This window comes from Laedolimicola sp., assembly GCF_051972735.1.
Taxonomy (GTDB): domain Bacteria; phylum Bacillota; class Clostridia; order Lachnospirales; family Lachnospiraceae; genus Laedolimicola; species Laedolimicola intestinihominis.
The window spans coordinates 1-20,620 of sequence record NZ_JBOKYU010000021.1; the positions used below are offsets into that span (position 1 = coordinate 1).

General features: G+C 50.1%; 17 protein-coding genes. 2 read left to right on the forward strand and 15 right to left on the reverse strand.

Features of this window, described 5'->3' with window-relative positions; translation table 11 throughout:
• The 3 genes from ACTRC3_RS06590 to ACTRC3_RS06600 form a co-directional block, all read right to left on the reverse strand.
• Window positions 1-230: hypothetical protein (locus ACTRC3_RS06590; protein ID WP_440322436.1), on the reverse strand; the 230-nt coding region annotated here is incomplete at its 3' end.
• Window positions 227-988 carry a GDSL-type esterase/lipase family protein gene (locus tag ACTRC3_RS06595; RefSeq protein ID WP_440322437.1) on the reverse strand — a complete coding sequence of 254 codons (762 nt, stop codon included), beginning with the start codon at window positions 986-988 and terminating at the stop codon, window positions 227-229. The genes ACTRC3_RS06595 and ACTRC3_RS06590, both read right to left, overlap by 4 nt.
• Window positions 989-1,048: 60 nt before the next feature.
• The gene (locus tag ACTRC3_RS06600) at window positions 1,049-3,115 is read right to left on the reverse strand and encodes a hypothetical protein (protein ID WP_440322439.1); all 2,067 of its coding nucleotides are present in this window, start codon (window positions 3,113-3,115) and stop codon (window positions 1,049-1,051) included.
• A gap of 198 nt (window positions 3,116-3,313) precedes the next feature.
• On the opposite strand from ACTRC3_RS06600, the gene htpG reads away from it, so the two are divergent.
• On the forward strand, window positions 3,314-5,365 hold the full coding sequence (gene htpG / locus ACTRC3_RS06605) for a molecular chaperone HtpG (RefSeq protein ID WP_440322440.1): 2,052 nt from the start codon (window positions 3,314-3,316) through the stop codon (window positions 5,363-5,365).
• Window positions 5,366-5,427: 62 nt separating this feature from the next.
• On the opposite strand, the gene xylB is transcribed toward htpG, so the two are convergent.
• From xylB to ACTRC3_RS06640, 7 genes are all read right to left on the reverse strand, one after another.
• A complete protein-coding gene (xylB, locus tag ACTRC3_RS06610; RefSeq protein WP_440322441.1) occupies window positions 5,428-6,915 on the reverse strand; it encodes a xylulokinase in 1,488 nt (495 codons plus the stop codon).
• A 245-nt stretch (window positions 6,916-7,160) separates the two neighbouring features.
• Complete coding sequence (locus ACTRC3_RS06615; RefSeq protein WP_440322442.1) at window positions 7,161-9,137, reverse strand: hybrid sensor histidine kinase/response regulator; 1,977 nt, start codon at window positions 9,135-9,137, stop codon at window positions 7,161-7,163.
• Window positions 9,138-9,236: 99 nt separating this feature from the next.
• Window positions 9,237-9,824 (reverse strand): HD domain-containing protein, encoded by a 588-nt coding sequence (locus tag ACTRC3_RS06620; protein WP_440322444.1) that lies wholly within the window; start codon window positions 9,822-9,824, stop codon window positions 9,237-9,239.
• 72 nt (window positions 9,825-9,896) lie between these two features.
• Window positions 9,897-10,409: a flavodoxin gene (locus ACTRC3_RS06625; RefSeq protein ID WP_440322446.1), complete on the reverse strand. Its 513-nt coding sequence runs from the start codon at window positions 10,407-10,409 to the stop codon at window positions 9,897-9,899.
• Between the two features lie 491 nt (window positions 10,410-10,900).
• Window positions 10,901-11,623 (reverse strand): amino acid ABC transporter ATP-binding protein, encoded by a 723-nt coding sequence (locus tag ACTRC3_RS06630; protein WP_440322448.1) that lies wholly within the window; start codon window positions 11,621-11,623, stop codon window positions 10,901-10,903.
• The gene (locus ACTRC3_RS06635) at window positions 11,610-12,332 is read right to left on the reverse strand and encodes an ABC transporter permease subunit (protein ID WP_178040053.1); all 723 of its coding nucleotides are present in this window, start codon (window positions 12,330-12,332) and stop codon (window positions 11,610-11,612) included. Before ACTRC3_RS06635 ends, ACTRC3_RS06630 begins: the two co-directional genes overlap by 14 nt.
• Window positions 12,333-12,520: 188 nt before the next feature.
• Window positions 12,521-13,351 carry an ABC transporter substrate-binding protein gene (locus tag ACTRC3_RS06640; protein WP_440322449.1) on the reverse strand — a complete coding sequence of 277 codons (831 nt, stop codon included), beginning with the start codon at window positions 13,349-13,351 and terminating at the stop codon, window positions 12,521-12,523.
• A 391-nt stretch (window positions 13,352-13,742) separates the two neighbouring features.
• Here ACTRC3_RS06640 and ACTRC3_RS06645 point away from each other — a divergent pair, with 391 nt between their 5' ends.
• Window positions 13,743-14,567: an undecaprenyl-diphosphate phosphatase gene (locus ACTRC3_RS06645; RefSeq protein WP_440322451.1), complete on the forward strand. Its 825-nt coding sequence runs from the start codon at window positions 13,743-13,745 to the stop codon at window positions 14,565-14,567.
• Between the two features lie 123 nt (window positions 14,568-14,690).
• Here ACTRC3_RS06645 and ACTRC3_RS06650 read toward each other — a convergent pair whose 3' ends face one another.
• From ACTRC3_RS06650 to ACTRC3_RS06670, 5 genes are all read right to left on the reverse strand, one after another.
• Window positions 14,691-15,977 (reverse strand): aminotransferase, encoded by a 1,287-nt coding sequence (locus ACTRC3_RS06650; protein ID WP_440322453.1) that lies wholly within the window; start codon window positions 15,975-15,977, stop codon window positions 14,691-14,693.
• 81 nt (window positions 15,978-16,058) lie between these two features.
• A complete protein-coding gene (locus ACTRC3_RS06655) occupies window positions 16,059-16,664 on the reverse strand; it encodes an HD domain-containing protein (protein WP_440322455.1) in 606 nt (201 codons plus the stop codon).
• Window positions 16,665-16,694: 30 nt separating this feature from the next.
• Complete coding sequence (locus tag ACTRC3_RS06660; RefSeq protein WP_440322457.1) at window positions 16,695-17,993, reverse strand: homoserine dehydrogenase; 1,299 nt, start codon at window positions 17,991-17,993, stop codon at window positions 16,695-16,697.
• Between the two features lie 195 nt (window positions 17,994-18,188).
• Window positions 18,189-18,971, reverse strand: coding sequence for a TIGR03915 family putative DNA repair protein (locus tag ACTRC3_RS06665; protein WP_440322458.1), 783 nt, complete (start codon window positions 18,969-18,971; stop codon window positions 18,189-18,191).
• A 49-nt stretch (window positions 18,972-19,020) separates the two neighbouring features.
• The gene (locus ACTRC3_RS06670; RefSeq protein WP_440322459.1) at window positions 19,021-20,445 is read right to left on the reverse strand and encodes a putative DNA modification/repair radical SAM protein; all 1,425 of its coding nucleotides are present in this window, start codon (window positions 20,443-20,445) and stop codon (window positions 19,021-19,023) included.
• Window positions 20,446-20,620 lie beyond the last annotated feature (175 nt).

Genomic DNA, 20,620 nt, shown 5'->3' on the forward strand with positions numbered 1-20,620 from the left:
GAAATATAGAGTACCCAATGGGCCAGTTCCCCACCGTTCAGCCCGTAAAGCCTTCTCAGAAGCTGCGCGTCGCCCTGCTTCATATCCGATGCATCCGCTGCGGCCTCCACATCGGCCCGGAGCTTTCCGAAGTCCACATGCCGGGCGGTTCCCTTAACCACCAGGACACCGCCATACACCAGAAGCCCCAGAAGGATAAGCTTCGCTATCCGCAAAATCCAGTCTCTCATAAGCCAGCCGCCTCCTCCATGCGCTCCAGCCACAGCGGATAGGGCGTACTTTTCAGGTGTACTGCATCCTTCTGATACCAGTCCGCGTGATCCTGCAGCAGCTCACTGTTGTCAATATAGGTCAGGTTCCATTTTTTACACATATCCCGAAGGGCCTGATTAAAGGTATCCACATTCTGAAGGACAGGCTTCTTCTCCACGGCCTCCGGAAGCACCGGCAAAATTCCATTGATGTAAACGGGCAGATCGGGCGCCTGAGCCCGGATCTCTGTGAGCCGCTCCTCATAATGCCGGATAAAAAGCCTGCTGTCACCCCGGCAGTATTCCAGATCATTTAACCCGATGGATAAAAATAAGACCTTCGGCGCAAGCGAAAGCGCTTTTTCGATCTCCGGTCCGGCTGAGTCAGTCCGCAGTCCCCGAAGCGCCACGATTTCTGTGGCGTCCAGAATCTCATAATCCAGAAAGCCTGTCGCCACCGAATCACCCACCAGAACCGCGCCCGCAAAGCGCTCCTTTAACGTACCTTTGTCCGGATTTCCCGGATCTGACAGCTGCTGCTCTGCAGCTTCTTTCTGTTCCAACTTTACTTCTATTTTATTTACATCTGCATTTTCCTGCGCTTCTATCCATGCCACCGCCGGGAAACCACCTTCCGGTTCTGTCTTTTTTTCGTCCGCCCTGCCGTGCGCAAACCATACGCCGACAAGCAGCGCCAGCACCAGAAAATACCAGGCAATTCTCACATTCTGTCTCATCCTACAAGCACTCCTACCTTTATAGTATATAGACGGATCCGCATTACAAAAAGTTTCAGCCTACAGCCAGAATTCGAGCAGATGCTCTACCCTGTAGAACCAGACCGGATTCATATCCTTCACTTTATCATAGATATCTGTAAATATGGTCAGGAAATGGAACAGCATAGCCTGAATAAACAAAAGCAGAAACAGACCGTACAGAAGCTTCCATCGCTCCATACCCACGCTTTCTTCCAACGCTCCCAGCACCACCGGCACCACTGCCAGGTAAAACAGCCAGATTACATCCACCGTATAACGGGGAATCAGACCGCCAATCTGGATATCAATAAAAGCTGTCACAAGCCCCAGAATCAGAAACATCCACGCCCAGAGATAAGCTTCCTTCTGCCGAATCAGCTTCTTACATTTCCACGGAATCAGACTGAGGAACAAAATCAGATTGTTGACCATGATGCCGCCGAAGCCGCTCTCAATGATGGCCTGGCCGTAAAACTGACTCTTCACCGCCACCTGCTCATAATAGGGAAATACGCCCGTAATTACCGGCGGCTGAAACAGCATAGTAAAATAGCCGAATACCGTCCTGCCCATTTCCAGCTTCCGCCTGGTCATATCCTGCAGGGTGAGATTGTAGGCGGCTCCGAAATCCGTGACGCTGCCGAAGCGAATCTGATTGTAATACATCAGGCCCGCCGCCACCAGAAGCACCGGAAACGCAAAGGCAAATAAATCTAATACCTTCTTTTCTTTCAGAACCTTTCCCTGTCGAATCGCAGTTCCGTACAGCGGCAGCGCCAGCGCGCTCACCAGCACCAGCTGGGGTCTGCAGCCCGCAATCAGCGCAATCAGAAAAGAACCTGCCGCCATTTCCAACCGATTGACCCGTTCCCCTTTCAGCGATTTCATCCAGAAAGCCAGTCCCCAGACGCCGCAGGCCATGCCCAGCATCAATGGGATGTCATAGAAGGTGGGATATCGGTAAAAGCTCCAGACACCGCTGCCATTGGCAATCAAAAGGCTCAAAAGCAGCCAGACCGAATAGGACGTATTGCGATACCAATTTTTTACAATTTCTCCAAGTAATACAAATACACCGGCCATAAACAGGCTGCAGGACAGCCAAACTGCCGTAAGCGTCGAAAAATCCGCGCCTGTGAGCAGATAACAGGGCAGGAAAAACAGAAGCTCCGGTACGACTCCAAAATAGACGTAATAATGTTCCCTGTAATAAGCGGTATCCCACATATAGCTCTCATCCGCATTTTCCATCACCGCGCTCCGCATCCGGTAATCGTAAGGGTTCTCCAGGGATTTTAATGTCTCACCCGGCTCTATTTCAAGCCGTGTCTCGCCCTTCGCCAGGGAATGGGCCAGCAGCTGGTACTGGGTCATCCAGGTCATGGTGGGCGCCTGCTCCACCGCCGTCAGATTCTCCTGCTGCACCGCAAAGGCCGCCGCGAATTCCAGTCCGAGAAGCACTGCCGCAAAAAGAACGCCCTTATAGCCGCATTCCACATATTTTTTCCGGTGAACCTCCGAAGACGGGCGCAGATACCAGCCAGCGATAAGCAGCCCCCATACAGCCAGCAGCCGCGCCAGAGAGAAAAAAAACGGCACGGACACATTGCCGCTGATGTCGGAAATCCGAATGAGCTGTCCTTTGGACGCGTGAATGATAATCAGCATTTCCGGGGAGCTTCCGCTCAGATGCAGCCGCATATACTGGCTTTTTTCCACACCATTTACGATCTTACGTTCCGGCAGACGAAAATATTTTTCATTGGCCTCGTCCGACGCCTTCACCTGAACACTGACAGCCCGGTCTTCCGGTGAAACCGGATTTTCCACACGCATATCAATCTGAATATTGTAAAGCTTCTGCTGTATATTGAGCAGTTCGATACAGGATGTCTCCTCTCCATTCTCCGCTGTAACACGATACAGGCTATCATTCACCTGCTCCAGGCCTTCGCCCAGTATCTGCTCCTCAAAATTCCTATGCTCGTCCTTCCACAGATATGCTTCCCAATGTCGGAAATTAAATACGAATATTTCCAGAAGAATGCCCACTAAAATCAACAGTAGCGGCATCAGCCATCTGCCTTTCTTCCACTCTTTCATCCTTTGTATCTCCCTCACTCATATATGTTTTATTATACCAGATCTTCTTTTCCCTGTTTATAGAAATTTTATAAACTTTACGGAAATTTTGTTAGCACTCACCTGCTTAGAGTGCTGATTTTCTATTGACTTTTCCATTCCGCCGCGTTACAATATTTATCAGTTACGAAACATACCTACTTAAAGGAGTGAACGAAAATGGCAAATACACATGGAAGTCTTTCCATTAACAGCGAAAATATTTTCCCGATTATCAAGAAGTGGCTCTATTCCGACCACGATATCTTCTTCCGCGAGCTGATTTCCAACGGCTGCGACGCGATTACGAAGCTTCATAAGCTTGCCCTGATTGGTGAATACAACTATCCGGAAGGCCACAAGGACAGCGTCCGCGTGATTGTGAACCCGGAAGAGAAAACTCTGAAATTCATCGATACCGGACTTGGTATGACCGCAGAAGAAGTCGAGGAATACATCAACCAGATCGCATTTTCCGGAGCGGCTGATTTCCTGGAGAAGTACAAGGATAAGGCCAATGACGACCAGATCATCGGTCATTTCGGACTGGGCTTCTACTCCGCATTCATGGTAGCAGACGAGGTTCACATCGACACCCTTTCCTATAAGGATGGCGCGAAAGCCGTTCACTGGGAGTGCGATGGCGGTACCGAATACGATATGTCTGAGGGAACCCGTACTGAGATCGGTACCGAGATTACCCTGTTCCTGAACGAGGACTGTCTGGAGTTCGCCAACGAATACCGTGCCCGCGAGGTCATCAGCAAGTACTGCTCCTTCATGCCTGTAGAGATTTTCCTGGAGAAGGCAAATGCGGAACAGGAATACGAAACCATCGACGAGTCCGAGCTTCGTGACGACGACGTGGTGGTCGAGCATATCCATGAGGACGCCAAGACGGAGGAGATCGAAAAAGAGGACGGCACCAAGGAGACCAAAGAGGTATCCCCGGCCCGGGATCGGGTCAAGATTAACAAGCGTCCTGTTTCCTTAAGCGATATCCACCCGCTGTGGACCAAGCACCCCAATGAGTGCTCTGATGAGGAATACAAGGCCTTTTACCGCAAGGTGTTCCAGGATTATAAGGAGCCTCTGTTCTGGATTCACCTGAACATGGATTATCCCTTTAACCTGAAGGGTATCCTGTACTTCCCGAAGATCAATACGGAGTATGACTCCATCGAGGGAACCATCAAGCTGTACAACAACCAGGTATTTATCGCCGACAATATCAAGGAGGTCATTCCGGAATTCCTGATGCTCTTAAAGGGCGTCATCGACTGTCCGGATCTGCCGCTGAATGTATCCCGAAGCGCCCTGCAGAACGACGGCTTTGTAAAGAAGATTTCCGATTACATCTCCAAGAAGGTAGCAGACAAGCTGACCGGTATGTGCAAGACCGATCGGGAAACCTATGAGAAGTACTGGGACGACATCAGCCCGTTTATCAAATTCGGCTGCCTGAAGGATGAGAAGTTCTGTGACAAGATGAGCGATTATATCCTGTTCAAGGATCTGGACGGCAAGTATCAGACTCTGAAAGATCTGGTTCCGGAGGAGGAGGCCGCCGATGTGGACGTGGTGGAAAACCCGGACGACAAGCAGGAGGATACCGAGGAGAAGGAGCCGGAAAAGACGACCATCTTCTACGTAACCGATGAGGTACAGCAGAGCCAGTATATCAATCTCTTCCGCGAGGAAGGCAAGAACGCTGTCATCCTGAAGCACAATATCGACGCTCCCTTCATTTCCCATCTGGAAATGAAGAATGACAAGATCAAGTTCCAGCGGATCGACGCAGATCTGACCGAGGACTTCGTGGAAGCCACCGACGAGGCAGAGTTGAAGGAGACCACCGATTCCCTGACTGAAATCTTCCGGAAGGCTCTGGGCAATGACAAGCTGGACGTGAAAGTAGAGAAGATGAAGAACGAGAATATCTCCTCCATGATTACCCTCTCCGAGGAAAGCCGCAGAATGCAGGATATGATGAAGATGTACAGCATGAACGGCATGGATCTGGGTATGTTCGGCGGTGGAGAAACTCTGGTCCTGAACGCCAACAACAAGCTGGTTCAGTACATTCTGGAGCACAAAGACGGCGAACATGTAAATCTGTTCTGCGAGCAGCTTTACGATCTGGCTATGATCAGCCACCAGCCGTTGGCGCCGGAGAAAATGACCAAGTTCATCAGCAGAAGTAACGAGATTATGATGCTGCTGGCGAAATAAATACACACAAAGAAGAGCCTCCCGCGGGAGGCTCTTCTTTTAATCTTGTATTTTCCTTTTATTTACAGCTTCGCAAATTTCTCATACAGCGGAACCAGGCAATGATATGCCTCATCAAAGACCGGCTTCAGCTCCTCATAAACCTTCTGGTTCTCTTTCTTCGGTTCTACGTGCTTCTCGAATTTCAGGAAACGCTTGATCTCATCAAAGCTGTCGAAGACGCCCACGCCGACGCCTGCGATAACTGCAGCGCCGATGGAAGTGGCCGCTTCCACGCAGTCCGGCATATCAAATTTCACGTTCAGCACATCTGCCAGGATCTGGGTTACCACCTCGCCCTTGGCTCCGCCTCCGGTCAGGTTCATCTGCTCAATCTTCGCCTGCTTCCGATAGGCCTTCAGAATCAGCTCCATGTTCATGGCGATTCCCTCAATCACCGCGCGCACATAATCCTTCTTTTCATGCTCCGGCTTGATTCCCAGAAACGCCGCGCTGGTGTCCGGATTCCACCGGGGGCTCCGCTCACCCAGCATATAAGGCAGGAAAATCAGATTCTGCGCGCCCGCCGGGGACTTCTCGATAAGCTTGTTCATCTCGTCGTAGGGCATATCGTCGCAGAGAGCCCGCCGTATGTAAGCATAAGAACTGCCTGCCGCCTGCATGGTTCCGCAGGGCATGTATTTACCCGGGATTACATGGGCAAAGCAGAATACCGTCTTATCCGGGTCAATAAAGGGCTCTGTGGTGGTTCCGCCGATCCATGCGGAGGTTCCGTAGGTCAGGTAAAACTCTCCGTCCTTAATGCAGGCTGCGCCCACTGCGGACACCGGACCGTCGCCGCCGCCGCAGACAACCGGAGTCCCTGCGGGAAGCCCGATTTCACCGGCTACCCTGTCCTGAATATAGCCTGCCACATCGATAGAGCGCTTTAAGGCCGGCAGCTTCTCCCTGTCAATGCCTGCCGCATTTAAAATCTCGTCTGACCACTCCAGTCTCCGAAGATCCAGCGCCTGGGTGCCGGACGCGTCGGAATAATCGGTCACAAACTCACCGGTCGCTCTCTGGATAATATAATCCTTGGCCTGCAGCATTTTATAGGTTTTCTCATAGACCTCCGGCTCATTGGCTTTCAGCCACATCAGCTTCTCAATGCTGTAGCTGGCAGCTACCCGGTGTCCGGTAATCTGATAAATCCGGTCGGCGCCGATGGCGTCCTCCAGCTGCTTCGCCTCTTTTACCGCGCGCATATCCGCCCAGATCATAGAATCCCTGAGGGGTATTCCGTTCTTATCCACCGGCAGGCAACCCTGCATCTGGGCGCTGAAGGACATGGCCGCCACACGGCTTGCGTCTTCCCCTTCCAGCACTGCCTTTGTGGCCTCGCAGACTGCGTCCCACCAGTTTTCCGGATCCTGCTCCGCGTAATTACCATGAAAGAAATGCACATCATAGGATGCGGTGTAGCTTCGCACCTGCCGTCCCTCTGTGGTAAAGAGCGTCGCCTTATCCCCCGAGGTTCCCAAATCATGTGCAATCAGAAACTGTTCCATTTTATCTTCTCCTCCTTGTAGTCATAATATTTCCCAATACTTTCTTGCCGGTTTCTATTATACTCCCGGGAAGGGGAATCTGTAAACCTCCTGTAACGACCTTTCTGTTTTTATTAACAACTTTTCATCCCTGTACTATGCTTTTTTAGTATGTTTTTCACAAAAGAAAGGGTTTCTTTTATGGCAAATACAGATATTCCCGAAATTTAAGGCAGGCTATCCAGCCTGCCTTCCCTTACAGAAGATTAAATTTTAAGCTCCGCTATGGCTTTTCCAAGCGCTGCCGTCTCCACCGGCTTCACCACATAGCCATCCATACCGGCTGCCAGGGCTGCCCTTCGATCTTCCTCAAAAGCATTGGCCGTCATGGCAATGATTGGTATGGACGCTTTGGCGTCAGGAAGTGCCCGAATGGCCTTCGCCATCTCATATCCATTCATCCGCGGCATCTGAATATCCGTCAGGATCAAATCATAATACCCTTCCGGCACCTCCCGAAGTTTCTGAATTGCGCAGACGCCATCCTCCGCAAGGTCCACCTCCGCCTGGGCGTCCGCAAGCAGCGTCATGGCAATCTCCGCGTTCAGCACATTATCCTCCGCCAGAAGAATTCGTTTTCCCGAAAGCATAAGTCTGTCCGTGGAGGCTTCCTTCTGCTTCAGATCATTTTTCTCCGCAATCCGGCAGGAAAGTAAAACTGTGAACCGGGTTCCTTTTCCCTGCTCGCTTTCTACCAGGATGCTTCCGTCCATCATATCCACAAAGGACTTCACAATTCGCAGTCCCAGACCTGTTCCCTGAATTCCGCTTTCCGATGAATTCCGTTCTCTTGTGAATTCCTCAAAAATGTGGGGTAGATATTCCGCGCTGATACCGATGCCGCTGTCCTCTACAATCCCGCGAAACTGCGCATATCCAGCTTTCTCAGAGGGCAGTTCTTCCATTGTCAGGCAGACCTTTCCTCCTGCAGGCGTATATTTCACTGCGTTACTCATGAGATTCATCAGAATCTCCCGCAGCTTCATGGCGTCGCAATAGATATAGGGATGCGTCACACGCATATGCTTTTCCAGCTTCAGATGCTTTCTGACTATCTCATCATTCAGGAGCATATCAATGGTATCTTCCAGCTTCCGCATATCCCAGACCTCTTCGCTTAAGCTTTCTTTTCCGCTCTCAATCCGCGCAAGCTCCAACACATTTCCGATAAGACCAAGCAAAAACTGACTGGCCTCTTTCAGCTTCTTCAGATATCCGGCGGTAAGCTCCTGCTCCCCCCAGTGGGTCTCCATCAGATTCGCGTAGCCGATAATCGCGTTCATGGGCGTCCGAAGATCATGGGACATGGCAAAGAGGAAGGCTGATTTGGCCCGGCTCCCCTCCTCTGCCTGCCGCAGGGCGTTTTTCAGAACCATCATTTCTGAGATATCCACAAAGGTGGTAAGGGCAGCCCGCTCTCCGGTCGGAATCTGCACAATCTTCGTCTTGGCCACAATATGGCTCTCATTGGAACTGCCTTTTCCGATGATACACTCGTAATCCACGGAATCATCTTCTTTCTGAAGCTTTCTCAGTCTTTCCACAGTCCCCGGTTTCGGATAGTATACGCTCCGCAAGGCATTCCCGATTTTTCCCTGTGCATCACCTATATTCTTTATCCCGTACATGCGAAGTGCTTCCGCATTCATATGGACGACCCGGTGATCCGGTATGGTATAGGCAAGAATTCCACAGCTCTGTATATCCAGAAGCTCACGATAATAATCCTCCCGGCGTTCCCGATCCCTCTGAAGGCTCTTATTCATCTCCGTCAGCCGCCGCTCCATCTCCCGTTCCCGCTCCAGCCTTACGGTTTCAGAGATATCCTGATGCGTCCCCATGGTATAGATAAAGCCCTTCTCCGACATGTCCCGCACACCGCCGCAGCGCACGATCATTTCCCCTTTTAAGGGGTGCAGATACCGGTATACAATCTCTGTCCGTACTTTCGCCAGTTTATCCGCATATTCCTGAAACATGGACATATCTGCCGGATGCACATGGGCGATATGGAACCGGAAGCGCTCCTCCGGCGTCACATCCCCGGTCACCCCCAGCAGCTCGTCCATCACTGCGTCCGCATAAAAACGGGTCGGTTTTCCTTCCTCAAATTCCACCCGCCACAGACCGATCCGGATCGCAGAAAGTATCTTCTCAGCATCTGTCTCATTCAGCTGATTCATATAAAATCCCCCTCGAATACACGATGATTTTTCGCGTCTTTCGCTAAGATTATCATAGTATATCCGAGGGGGATTTGCAAGCCAGTCACTCCTCATTTTTTACTTTTTCAGGCTGCCCTTCCGGATATTTTCCTGAAGAATGCGATCGGTTTCTTCATAGAGCCGTTCGGAACCAAGCCGGGTTTTCCGCTGTCTTCCGTAGACCTGCTCCGCCGATACGTCATGCTCCTTCCAGTCTCCGCCGCCATTGCTGTTGTTCAGGAGCAACGGCTGCAGGTTGTCCATGGCATGGGCAAATTTGGACTCCGGGGTTGCAAATTCTTCAAATTCATCAAACAATTGCATCAATTCCTGCTTCTGTTCATCCGGAAGCAGAGAGAAAATACGCTCCTTAGCCGCATTCTCCCGGGCTTTCTGGGTCTTCAGGCCCTCCGCGTCGTAGGCGTAGGTGTCGCCTGCGTCGATTTCCACGATATCGTGAACCAGGCACATGAGCATGACCCGCGCGATATCCACCGGTTCATTGGCGTACTCCCGCAGAACATAAGCCATAATCGCCATATGCCAGGCATGCTCCGCGTCATTCTCATTTCTCCCGTGTCCGGACAGGTGGGTCTGTCGGAAGATATTTTTCTCTTTATCGATTTCCAGGGCAAACTCGAGCTGTTGTTTCAGGCGTTCATCCATGAGTTTTCCACTCCCTTACTTACTTTCTTTTTGTACTTTACCATGATTTTTTCCATCATTTTGATAACTTTATCAATTTCTTTTCACCCATTCTGCCAGGGTTGGACCTGCCTGAGCTGCCATGCTTCCATGTACGGGCAGTCCCTCTTTCACTTCCGCCGTCGGACAGAGCTTCTTGAGCACGCCTTCGCTCCGGCCCATGCCGCTTCCTTCGTTGGTGCAGAAGGGCAGAATCTTCTTCCCTGTAAAATCAAAGGCCGTCAGAAATGTGGTGACCGCCTGCGGCATGCTTCCACAGTAATTGGGATAGCCCAGAACGATCGTATCATAGGGTTCGATACTCTCCGGCAATTTTTTCAGCTCCGGGCGCCTCTTAATGGTCATATCCTTCATGGCCTGCGCCACACATTTTTTATAGTTGTCCGAATAGGGCTCTTTCATCTCGATTTTGAAAAGATCCGCCTCGATAGCCTTCTTAAGCTCCTTTGCGCAAATTTCGGTATTGCCCACTTCTACGCTTTTGATTTTACCTCCGAAATAATTTTCTCCGGCTCTGGAGAAATAAGCGATTAAAATATGGTTCATAGCTTTACTCCTTTTTATTCTTTATTTGTATTGATAATTCCTTCTATTACAAATACGGTATACAAAAAATGCGGTATTACCAAAATTCCGACTCCAGCTGTCAGACTTTCTTTTACACAGCTTATATATTGCACTGTTTCCAGTATAATCCTCAAGGACATAACATGTAAACAGATAAATTTTAATTTTTTTGATTTTCATTTATCCTCAAACGACCAAAATCGGCATCAAAAAAGGGCTTCTCATTTCTGAGAAACCCGCTAAGTTCGAGGGAGTGGGGGCTTCCTCCCGGAAGTCCCCGAGTGTTATGAATGAAATACTGATATGTGTTCTTGCTACAAGTATTAATATAGCAGGGAATTGTGACTAAGATATGTCCATCCTCTAAAAAATGTATAAAGTCGATTAAGAAATTCTTACGAAAGAATGATGAAAATAAAAAGACCGCCCCGGCCCTTCTCTACGGCGCGGATAGCGGTCTTTTGCGTGTTTTACAATACTTTCGATAAGAAATCCTGCAGTCTCGGATCCTGCGGATGCTCAAAGAAGTCCTTGGGGTTATTCTCCTCTTTGATGTAGCCGCCGTCCATAAAGACTACGCGGGTAGCCACCTCGCGGGCAAAGCCCATCTCATGGGTCACGACCACCATGGTCATGCCGTCGTCTGCCAGCTTCTTCATCAGCTCCAGAACCTCACCTACCATCTCCGGATCCAGGGCAGATGTGGGCTCGTCAAAAAGCATCACTTCCGGGTCCATGGCCAGGGAACGCACAATAGCGATTCTCTGCTTCTGACCGCCGGAAAGCTGGGATGGATAGGAATCTGCTTTTTCCTCCAGATTTACCAGCTTCAAAAGGCGCATGGCTTCCGCCTCTGCCTCCGCTTTGGTCTTCAGCTTCAGCTGTACCGGAGCCAACATGATATTTTCCTTTACGGTCAGGTTCGCGAACAGGTTGAAATGCTGGAATACCATACCCATCCGACGACGGATCTTATTGACGTCCACACCCGGAGCCGTGATCTCCTGTCCGTCAAAAGTAATGGTTCCGTCGGTGGGCTGCTCCAGAAGATTCAGGCAGCGTAAAAATGTGGATTTACCGGAACCGGAGGGTCCTACGATAACGACTTTCTCGCCCGGTGTAATATGCATATTGATATTTTTGATAACATGATTGTCGCCAAATGATTTGGCCAGATCCTTAACGTAAATCACTCTGTCTCATTCTCCTTTCCAGTTTACCCATCAGCCAGGACAGCCCCAGTACCATCACCAGATACATGGCCGCGATGGCAAAGAACGGCACGAAAGCCTGATAGGTCTTGGACTGAATAATCAGAGCGCCCTTGGTCAGGTCACGAAGTCCGATAACGGTTACGACGGATGTCTCTTTCAAAAGGGTAATCAGCTCATTGCCCAGAGCAGGCAGTACGTTTTTGAATGCCTGGGGAATAATGACGCAGCGCATGGTAGTCGCATAGGTCAGACCGACAGAACGGCCCGCCTCCATCTGTCCTTTGTCGATGGACATAATTCCGGAACGAATAATCTCTGCCACATAGGCTCCGGAGTTGATACCAAAAGCCAGAATTGCGCAGCGAATCATATTGCCGTCGGTAGCGCGGGCGCTGGCCCATACGACAAACCACATAATCAAAAGTTGTACCATCATGGGCGTTCCACGGATGACAGTCAGATAAATCTGGCAAATCAGATTGGCGATCCGCAGAAAAATATTTTTCTTGCGCTCGGGCTGCTGATCGTGGGCGGAACGGATAATCGCTATGATAACGCCAAGAATCACTCCCAGGATCAGGGCAAATACCGTTACAATCAATGTGGTCTGGATACCCTTGATAAAATACTGGTAGTTGTCATCCAGGATGAATGTCTGGTAAAGACCCTTTTTTAAGTCTTCGAACATATGCTTACTCTCCTCTATACGTATTTCTTATATTTTATAACGTAGAAATATAAAAAGCAATTTGATTTTCTGTTTTCATTGCTTCTTATATTTCTACGCTACGAATATTTCGCAAAAATACGGAGGTGTCCGGTTTCCTGAACACCTCCGTCGTGCTCTCAGACGTTCTCGCGTCTGCTTTTTACTGCTTACTCAGCTTTGATGTACTTGTCCAGAATGCTCTGGATGGTTCCATCGTCCTTCAGCTCCTGAAGTGCTTTGTTCAGTGCTGCGGTCAGTGCCGGGTTGTCCTTGGAAACTGCTGCTGCGTAATCCTCAACTACGTACTCAGTATCCAGAATCTTCAGTCCCTCATTGGCTGCTACGAACTCTTTTGCCGGCTGCTGGTCGATAACCACACAGTCCACCTTGTCCTGAAGCAGAGCCTGTACAGCAGTTGCGCCGTTAGTGTATGCGATGACATGATCCTCGCCATAATCATCAGAGCAGTACAGATGTCCGGTAGTTCCTTCCTGAACGCCGATGATCTTGTCATTTGCCAGATTATCTACGGTTGTGACATCAGAGCCATCTTTTACGATGATGACCTGTACACCTGTGGAATAAGAATCTGTGAAGTCTACATTCTGCTTTCTCTCCTCGGTAACAGTCATGCCTGCCAGGGAGATATCAATCTTGCCAGCCTGGATAGCGGTAATCAGGGAAGAGAAATCCATATCCAGAATCTCAAGCTTCAGTCCCAGCTTGTCTGCCAGTGCCTGCGCGATCTCTGCGTCGATACCTACGATCTTGTCCCCCTCTTTGTACTCGTACGGCGGGAATGCCGCGTTGGTTCCCATGGTCAGAACTCCATCCGCTACGGTGGTGAACTCTCCGTCTGCCGCTTCTGTGGTTTCTGTGGTCTCTGTGGTTGCAGCCGCTGTTGTATCTGCTGCTGTCTCATCTGCTTTCTTTCCTCCGCAGGCTGCCAGTGATACGCACATCATGCCTGCCAGTAATACTGCTACTAACTTTTTCATAATTTTTTCCTCCCAACCTTGAAATGATATTCCATTACGTTTCAGGTTAAAACCTGTTTCCTATTATAGCGCCATTTTAGAAAATTGCAATACCCAAATTGCATAATTTTTAATACTTTATGCATTTTATAGTAATTTTATGCATAATTATGCTTATATACACGTATATTCCATGTTTTTATTCATATAAGACCCCTTTATCGTTTCGCTTTTTTCTTTTTTCGCCCATTATTTCGACCCGTTTTCTATCTTTTTCGTCCAAATTCTTGCCGGAACTTAAAGTCTTTCTTAATTTTCGCTCCTGTCATTGACATAAAAATCCAGTATGCTATACTGAAAACCGAATCTTTCCTCATATATATGTGGAAATTAAAATTAAGGAGTATATACTATGAATGTAATCGAATGGTTGAAGGTTCTTCTTCTTGGCATCGTGGAAGGTATCACGGAATGGCTTCCCATCAGCAGTACCGGACATATGATTCTGGTCAATGAATTTATTCATCTAAATGTCAGCGACGCGTTTATGGAAATGTTTCTGGTCGTCATTCAGCTGGGCGCAATTCTGGCGGTCGTAGTTCTCTATTTCGGCAAGCTGTGGCCCTTTACCATGCCTTCCAAGGGCTGGATCAAGAAAGATACCTGGTCCCTGTGGTTTAAGGTGCTGGTTGCAGTGCTTCCGGCTGCCATCATTGGTCTTCCCTTTGATGATAAGATCGATAAATTATTCTATAATTATCAGACTGTTGCTTTCACGCTGATCCTCTATGGCGTCTTGTTTATTATCATTGAGAATTATAATAAAGGCCGAAAGCCCCGGGTGAAATCTTTTAAACAGCTTTCTTATCCGATGGCTGTTTTTATCGGTGTTTTTCAGGTACTGGCTTTGATTCCGGGTACTTCCCGATCCGGCGCGACGATCCTGGGCGCTACGCTTCTGGGTACTTCCCGGTATATCGCGGCTGAGTTCAGCTTCTTCCTGGCGATTCCGGTAATGTTTGGCGCAAGTCTTTTGAAGCTGGTAAAATTCGGTTTCCATTTTACCGGGACGGAAGCAGCGATTCTGATTGTGGGCATGGTGACGGCGTTTGTGGTTTCGGTGCTGGCGATTAAGTTCTTAATGGGATATATTAAGAAAAATGATTTTAAGGCGTTCGGATATTATCGGATTGTACTGGGAGCGCTGGTGATTGTGTATTTTCTGTTTTTTAATTAATTAACGGACGAAGAGAGAGAAGGGTTCCCCCCTCTCTCTCTTCTGTTTTGTGATGATGGACAAAATCCTGACACCGGGGGCTTCGCCCGGTGCCAGGATTTTTGACTTTGAAATATATCTAATTTATTTCGTCTCGAGAAGCTTTTCTACGCTTACCAGCTTTACACAGAGGACGAATAGATCTGCGGCTGCGGCCAGGTCTTCCGTGGTGGGGAAGGACGGGGCAATACGGATGTTACTGTCCTTCGGGTCGTTGTGGTACGGGTAGGTGGCGCCTGCACCGGTCATGACAACGCCTGCTTCCTTACACTTGGCCACGATAGCTTTTGCACAGCCTTCCATGGCCTCAAAGGAGATGAAGTAACCGCCGTTGGGGCGTACCCAGGTTCCGATCTCAAGGCCGCCAAGCTCTCTGTCCAGGGTATCCAGTACTGCTTCGAATTTCGGACGGAGAATGACTGCATGCTTACGCATGTGGGCTTTGATTCCGTCGATGTCCTTGAAGAAGCGTACGTGACGCAGCTGATTGAGCTTGTCATGACCGATGGTCTGGATGGTCATCTGCTTCTTGATATCTTTGATATTGTTCTCGGATGTGGCAATGCAGGAGATACCAGAGCCCGGAAAGCTGATCTTGGATGTGGAGCAGAATTCAAATACCATATCCGGGTTGCCTGCCTTGGCGCACTCGCTTAAGATCTCTGGGATCTCATCCTGCCTGTCATCATACAGGTGATGTACGCAGTACGCGTTATCCCAGAAGATACGAAAATCCTCTGCTGCAGGCTTCAGGTTTGCGAAGCGGCGTACGGTTTCATCCGAGTAGGTGATGCCCTGAGGATTGGAGTACTTCGGCACACACCAAATGCCTTTGACTGCCGGGTCGTTATTGACCAGTTCTTCTACCATATCCATATCCGGTCCGGTTACGGTCATCGGGATGTTGATCATCTCAATTCCGAAGGATTCGGTGATGGCGAAGTGACGATCATAACCCGGTACCGGACACAGAAATTTTACTTTGTCCAGCTTGCACCAGGGAGTATGTCCCAGGATACCATGCATCATGGCTCTCGCTACCGTGTCATACATGATGTTCAGGCTGGCATTGCCATAGACGATGACGTTGTCGGCGGATACGCCTGTCATGCCCGCCAGCAGTTCTTTTGCTTCTTTCAGTCCGTCCAGCACACCGTAGTTGCGGCAATCCAGTCCTGTAGCGTCTTTCAGGTCGCTCTGGCTATTCAGCACGTCCAGCATGGGCATGGACAGGTCGAGCTGATCTGCGCTTGGCTTTCCTCTGGACATATCCAGATGTAAACCTTTTGCCTGGGCTTCTTTATACTTTGTCTCCAACTCTGTTTTCAGCTGCACAAGTTCCTCTTTGGTTAATTCGCGGTACGGTTTCATCTTGATCCTCCTCGTTCACTTATTGCTGCCTGTAGATACTTTTCGCAGTATTCATCATACTACAGATATCTCTGTAGCAGATTATCCTTTTTCGTCTGTTTTGTCAATACTCTTTTCTTCGCCAAATACTTCTGTCACCAGGCGATTGTATTCCTGCCAGGTAGGATGATCCTTCAATTCTTCCAAAGCTTTCGCAATGGAACGGTACATCCAGGCATGCATTTCTTTATTCTTCTCGTTGAAACGCTCCCAGATTTTATCGCCGATGATGCACTGATCCCGATGTATCGCCCGCAGGTTCGAAAGCTTGTCCGCCAGGGCCAGCATCTTGGCGTCCCGGTCGGCTTCGGTCTCCAGGAAGGTGATGGTCTCCTGTTTTCTGGTCTTCCAGGTCAGTGCCGCCGGAAGGGTTCTCCGCTTGTCCTCACTCTCATTCAGTACCAGTTCGGTAATGCGTCTGCCGAACCGGGCATACAGGTCTTCCTCCGTAGCATCCGTGTCTTCAATGACGTCGTGGAGCACGGCAGCCGCAATAACTTCCTCGTCGTCTGTCATGGCTGATACGATGGCCGCTGCCTCGATGGGATGTACGATATACGGCACGTTAGTGCCCTTTCGCCTGGTTCCTGAATGAGCCTTCGTGGCAAATATAATCGCTTTGTCCAGTAAAGTCAGTGTCTTTTTCATTCCCTGCCTCTGTTCCCTCTCCGCTTTTTCTTATTCACTCTGCGCATATACGCGAAGAACGGAAGGAATCTCTTTTACAATAGACATCTCGTTCATCACCAGAAGGGCATCCTTGAAATGACGTTCTTCCACCTGATCGGTAATGATAACCAGTTCTGCGGTACCCTCGCCGACACTCTTCTGGATTACCTGGGCGATGCTCACATGATTGTTGCCGAACACCGATGCAATAGCAGCCAGTACACCCGGTCTGTCCTCCACTTCCATACGCATGAAGTAGCGGTTTTGCACTTCATCCACCGGCTTAATCCGCAGATTTTTATAGCAGGTACAGTTGATTCTTCCGGTGCTGCCTGCCACGATATCCCGGGCCACCTCGAAGATATCCCCGGCTACCGCGCTGCCGGTAGGAAGCTTTCCTGCTCCGCGTCCCTGGAACATGGCGTCGTCTACAGCATCGCCGTGTACAAAGACCGCATTAAAGGAATCATTAACGCCGGCCAGCGGATGATCTGCCGGAATCAGCATCGGGTATACCCCCGCCTCAATGCCGGTATCCGTATTACGCGCCACACCCAGAAGCTTAATAACCATGCCCATCTCCGTGGCATAGGCAATATCTGCCGCCGTAATCTTCGTGATACCCTGTGTATACACATCCGAGAAGGTCACACGGGAATTAAACGCGATAGACGCCATAATCGCCACCTTACGGGCTGCGTCATAGCCTTCAATATCCGCTGTGGGATCCGCCTCCGCGTAACCCAGCTCTGTCGCCAGCGCCAGCGCGTCCGCAAATTCCATATGATCCTTCGTCATCTTCGTCAGAATATAATTCGTAGTTCCGTTGACGATACCCATGACCTCAGTCAGGTGATTGGCCGCCAGACACTGCTTCAGCGGACGGATAATCGGAATGCCGCCTGCCACAGCCGCCTCAAACATCAGATCGCAGCCATGCTCTTCCGCCGCGTCCAACACTTCTTTTCCATGCTCCGCCAGCAGATCCTTATTGGCCGTCACCACATGCTTTCCAGCATGAAGTGCCTCCGTAATATAAGTCTTCGCCGGTTCGATACCGCCCATAACCTCGATGACAATCTCTATCTCCGGATCGTCCAGAATCTCCTTCCAGTTGTCGGTAAAAAGACTGCTGTCCATGCCCTCTCTTGGCTTCTTTGTATTGCGAACCAGAATCTTTTTCAGCTCCACCACTGCGCCAAGCTTCTTCGGCATCTCATCCTTCTGCCACTGCAAAATGTCATACACACCGCTTCCGACAGTTCCCGCGCCCAGAAGCGCGGCTTTGATTACCCGTACGTCACTCATTTTCTTTTCTCCTGCCTGTGAAAGTCCTGCTGCCCGCGTCTCTTTTATAATTTAATCTTGATTATTACCCGGATGCAGGATTTTTATTACTGATTTCTGTATACAGTGTACTATGATTTTTTTACAGTGTCAATTCAACAGGCGACACAGCGGGCTTATTTTAGGGCTGTATTTTTGTACTTTTTTTCATACTTTTTATCTGTTATTTTCTCCGGCTGTCTGAAATTCATTCATATGTGGCCGGAACCGACAGGGCAGCAGCGTCTGCTGACAGCAGGGATTTCTTCTCTCCTCAATGGCAATGGCCCGGCAAAAAGTCTTCCAGAGCATCTGAAACTTCTCCTCACGCTCTGAACGCCCCGCCAGGAATTCCCGATTCAGTTCCTGATCGTCCGTCAGCACCCACCAGCCTCCGGCCCGGTGAAGCGCCAGAAGCCCCCGCTTCAAATCATGAATAATCCAGTTTTCCTGCCGGAGCCGATCCGCAAAATGGGGCGCAATCAACGGCAACACCGCATAGGGCGGCTCCATCTGCGCATACAGTACGCCGCCCGATAATTCCTCAAAGCGCAGAAAACCCAACATCCGGTGTGCCTCATGCCAGGCCTTCTGTCGCAGCTTCATAACCAGGGATACAGAGCTGTCCTGCAAATAATATATCGCCTTCGTGCCGTCCGTCATGGAAAGTCCCCGCGCAATCAGCCGGTAGATGGCGTCCGCCTTGTCCGGATGGGGGCAGGCGCAGGCATAACAGATGGCCTCCCCGGCCTCCTCGCCCATCCGATGAAACACTGTCCGCAATACCTTCTCCGCTTTTTCCATATCCGTCTTTACATCCCGGTACTCGCAGAACAGCTCGTAGGTATCCACATCCACTGTCTTAAGCTTCACCCGGCTGTGCCCCAGACGACTGTCCCAGGCGTCATATACCCCGGTCAGAATCCCGTCCAGACTGTCCTCACATACAAAAATTGTCATACTGATCCTTCCCACCTCAAATCCTGCTGCATCCCATAAGCTTTGCACCTTACGCCTGCAATCGGAATGCATCCGGCTGCGGCACCTGAAAATCATCAAACAACGACAATTGCCGATACGTCACGTCTCCGCTGATACCATAGGGCAGCCGCTCCTTCACATCCAGAATATTACGGGTAATAAAATCCTCCTCAATCCGAATGGGATACATGGTCTTACCACGACAGGTAATAAAATAAAGCGCCCGCTTCAGCACCACACCCATCCGCTTCAGATCCGCGAAATCCACTGTCCCCAGCCGCCTGGCCTTCACAATCCGCAGCGCCGACTTTACCCCGATCCCCGGCACCCGAAGAAGCATCTCATAAGAAGCCCGGTTCACCTCCACTGGGAACGCTTCCAGATGCCGGAGCGCCCAGTCGCACTTGGGATCCAGAAGCACATTAAAATTGGGCCGCTCCTCCGAAAGAAGCTCCCCGGCCTCAAAACCGTAAAACCGCAGCAGCCAGTCCGCCTGATACAGCCGGTGTTCCCGAAGAAGCGGCGGTCCGCCCGGCAAATCCGGCAAAAGACTGTCATCATTTACCCGCACAAAAGCCGAATAAAATACCCGCTTCAAATCAAACTTCCGATACAAAGACTCCGCCACCGATATAATCTGAAAATCATTCTCCGGCGTGGCCCCGATGATCATCTGAGTCGACTGCCCCGCCGGGACAAACGCCGCCCTCCGTCTGCGCCGTTCAGCCAGAACCGCCGTACCGCTGCCCTTCATCTGCTGTAGTCCACAACCGCCGCCCGCGTCACCCACCGCGCCACCGCTCTCCCTGCCAAGCAGCCGTTCTCCAAACTCCAGCCGTCCATTCTGAATCTGCCGCATAGGAGTCAGAATCTTCTCCCGGGACTTGGCCGGGGCCAGTGTCCGAAGCCCCTCCGCCGTAGGGAGCTCCAGATTCACACTCATCCGATCTGCCAGAAACCCTGTCTGCTCAATCAAAAGCGGATCCGCCCCCGGAATCGCCTTCACATGAATATACCCGCCAAAATGATACTGCCGCCGAAGCTTCAGAAGCGTCTCATACAACAGCTCCATCGTATAATCCGGACTCCTTACAATCCCCGAACTCAAAAAAAGCCCCTCAATATAATTCCGCCGGTAAAACTCCATGGTCAGCTCACAGACCTCATCCGGCGTAAAAGATGCCCGCTGCACATCATTGGACCGCCGGTTCAGGCAATACTTACAGTCAAAAATACACTCATTGGTAAACAGAATCTTCAGAAGCGAAATACACCGCCCATCCGCCGCAAAGCTGTGACAAATCCCCGCCTCCATACAATTACCGATTCCCTGCCCGGAATTCCCTCTGGACACCCCGCTGGAGGTACAGGCCACATCATACTTTGCCGCATCCGCCAGAATCCGCAGCTTCTCCATCACAGGCAAATCCGCCCGTCCCTGAACAAACGTCATGGTAAAAACCTCACTTGCATCTTGTTTTTCGAATGTATGTTCGAAACATATGTTTGTTTCACTATATCACATATCTAACAGGGATGCAAGTGCAAGTTTTCCCCAGTAAAAAAAGAGACGCTCTCTTTGCGTCTCCAAAACCAGGGCCGGGGCGATGTTGTTATCCGTGTTCATC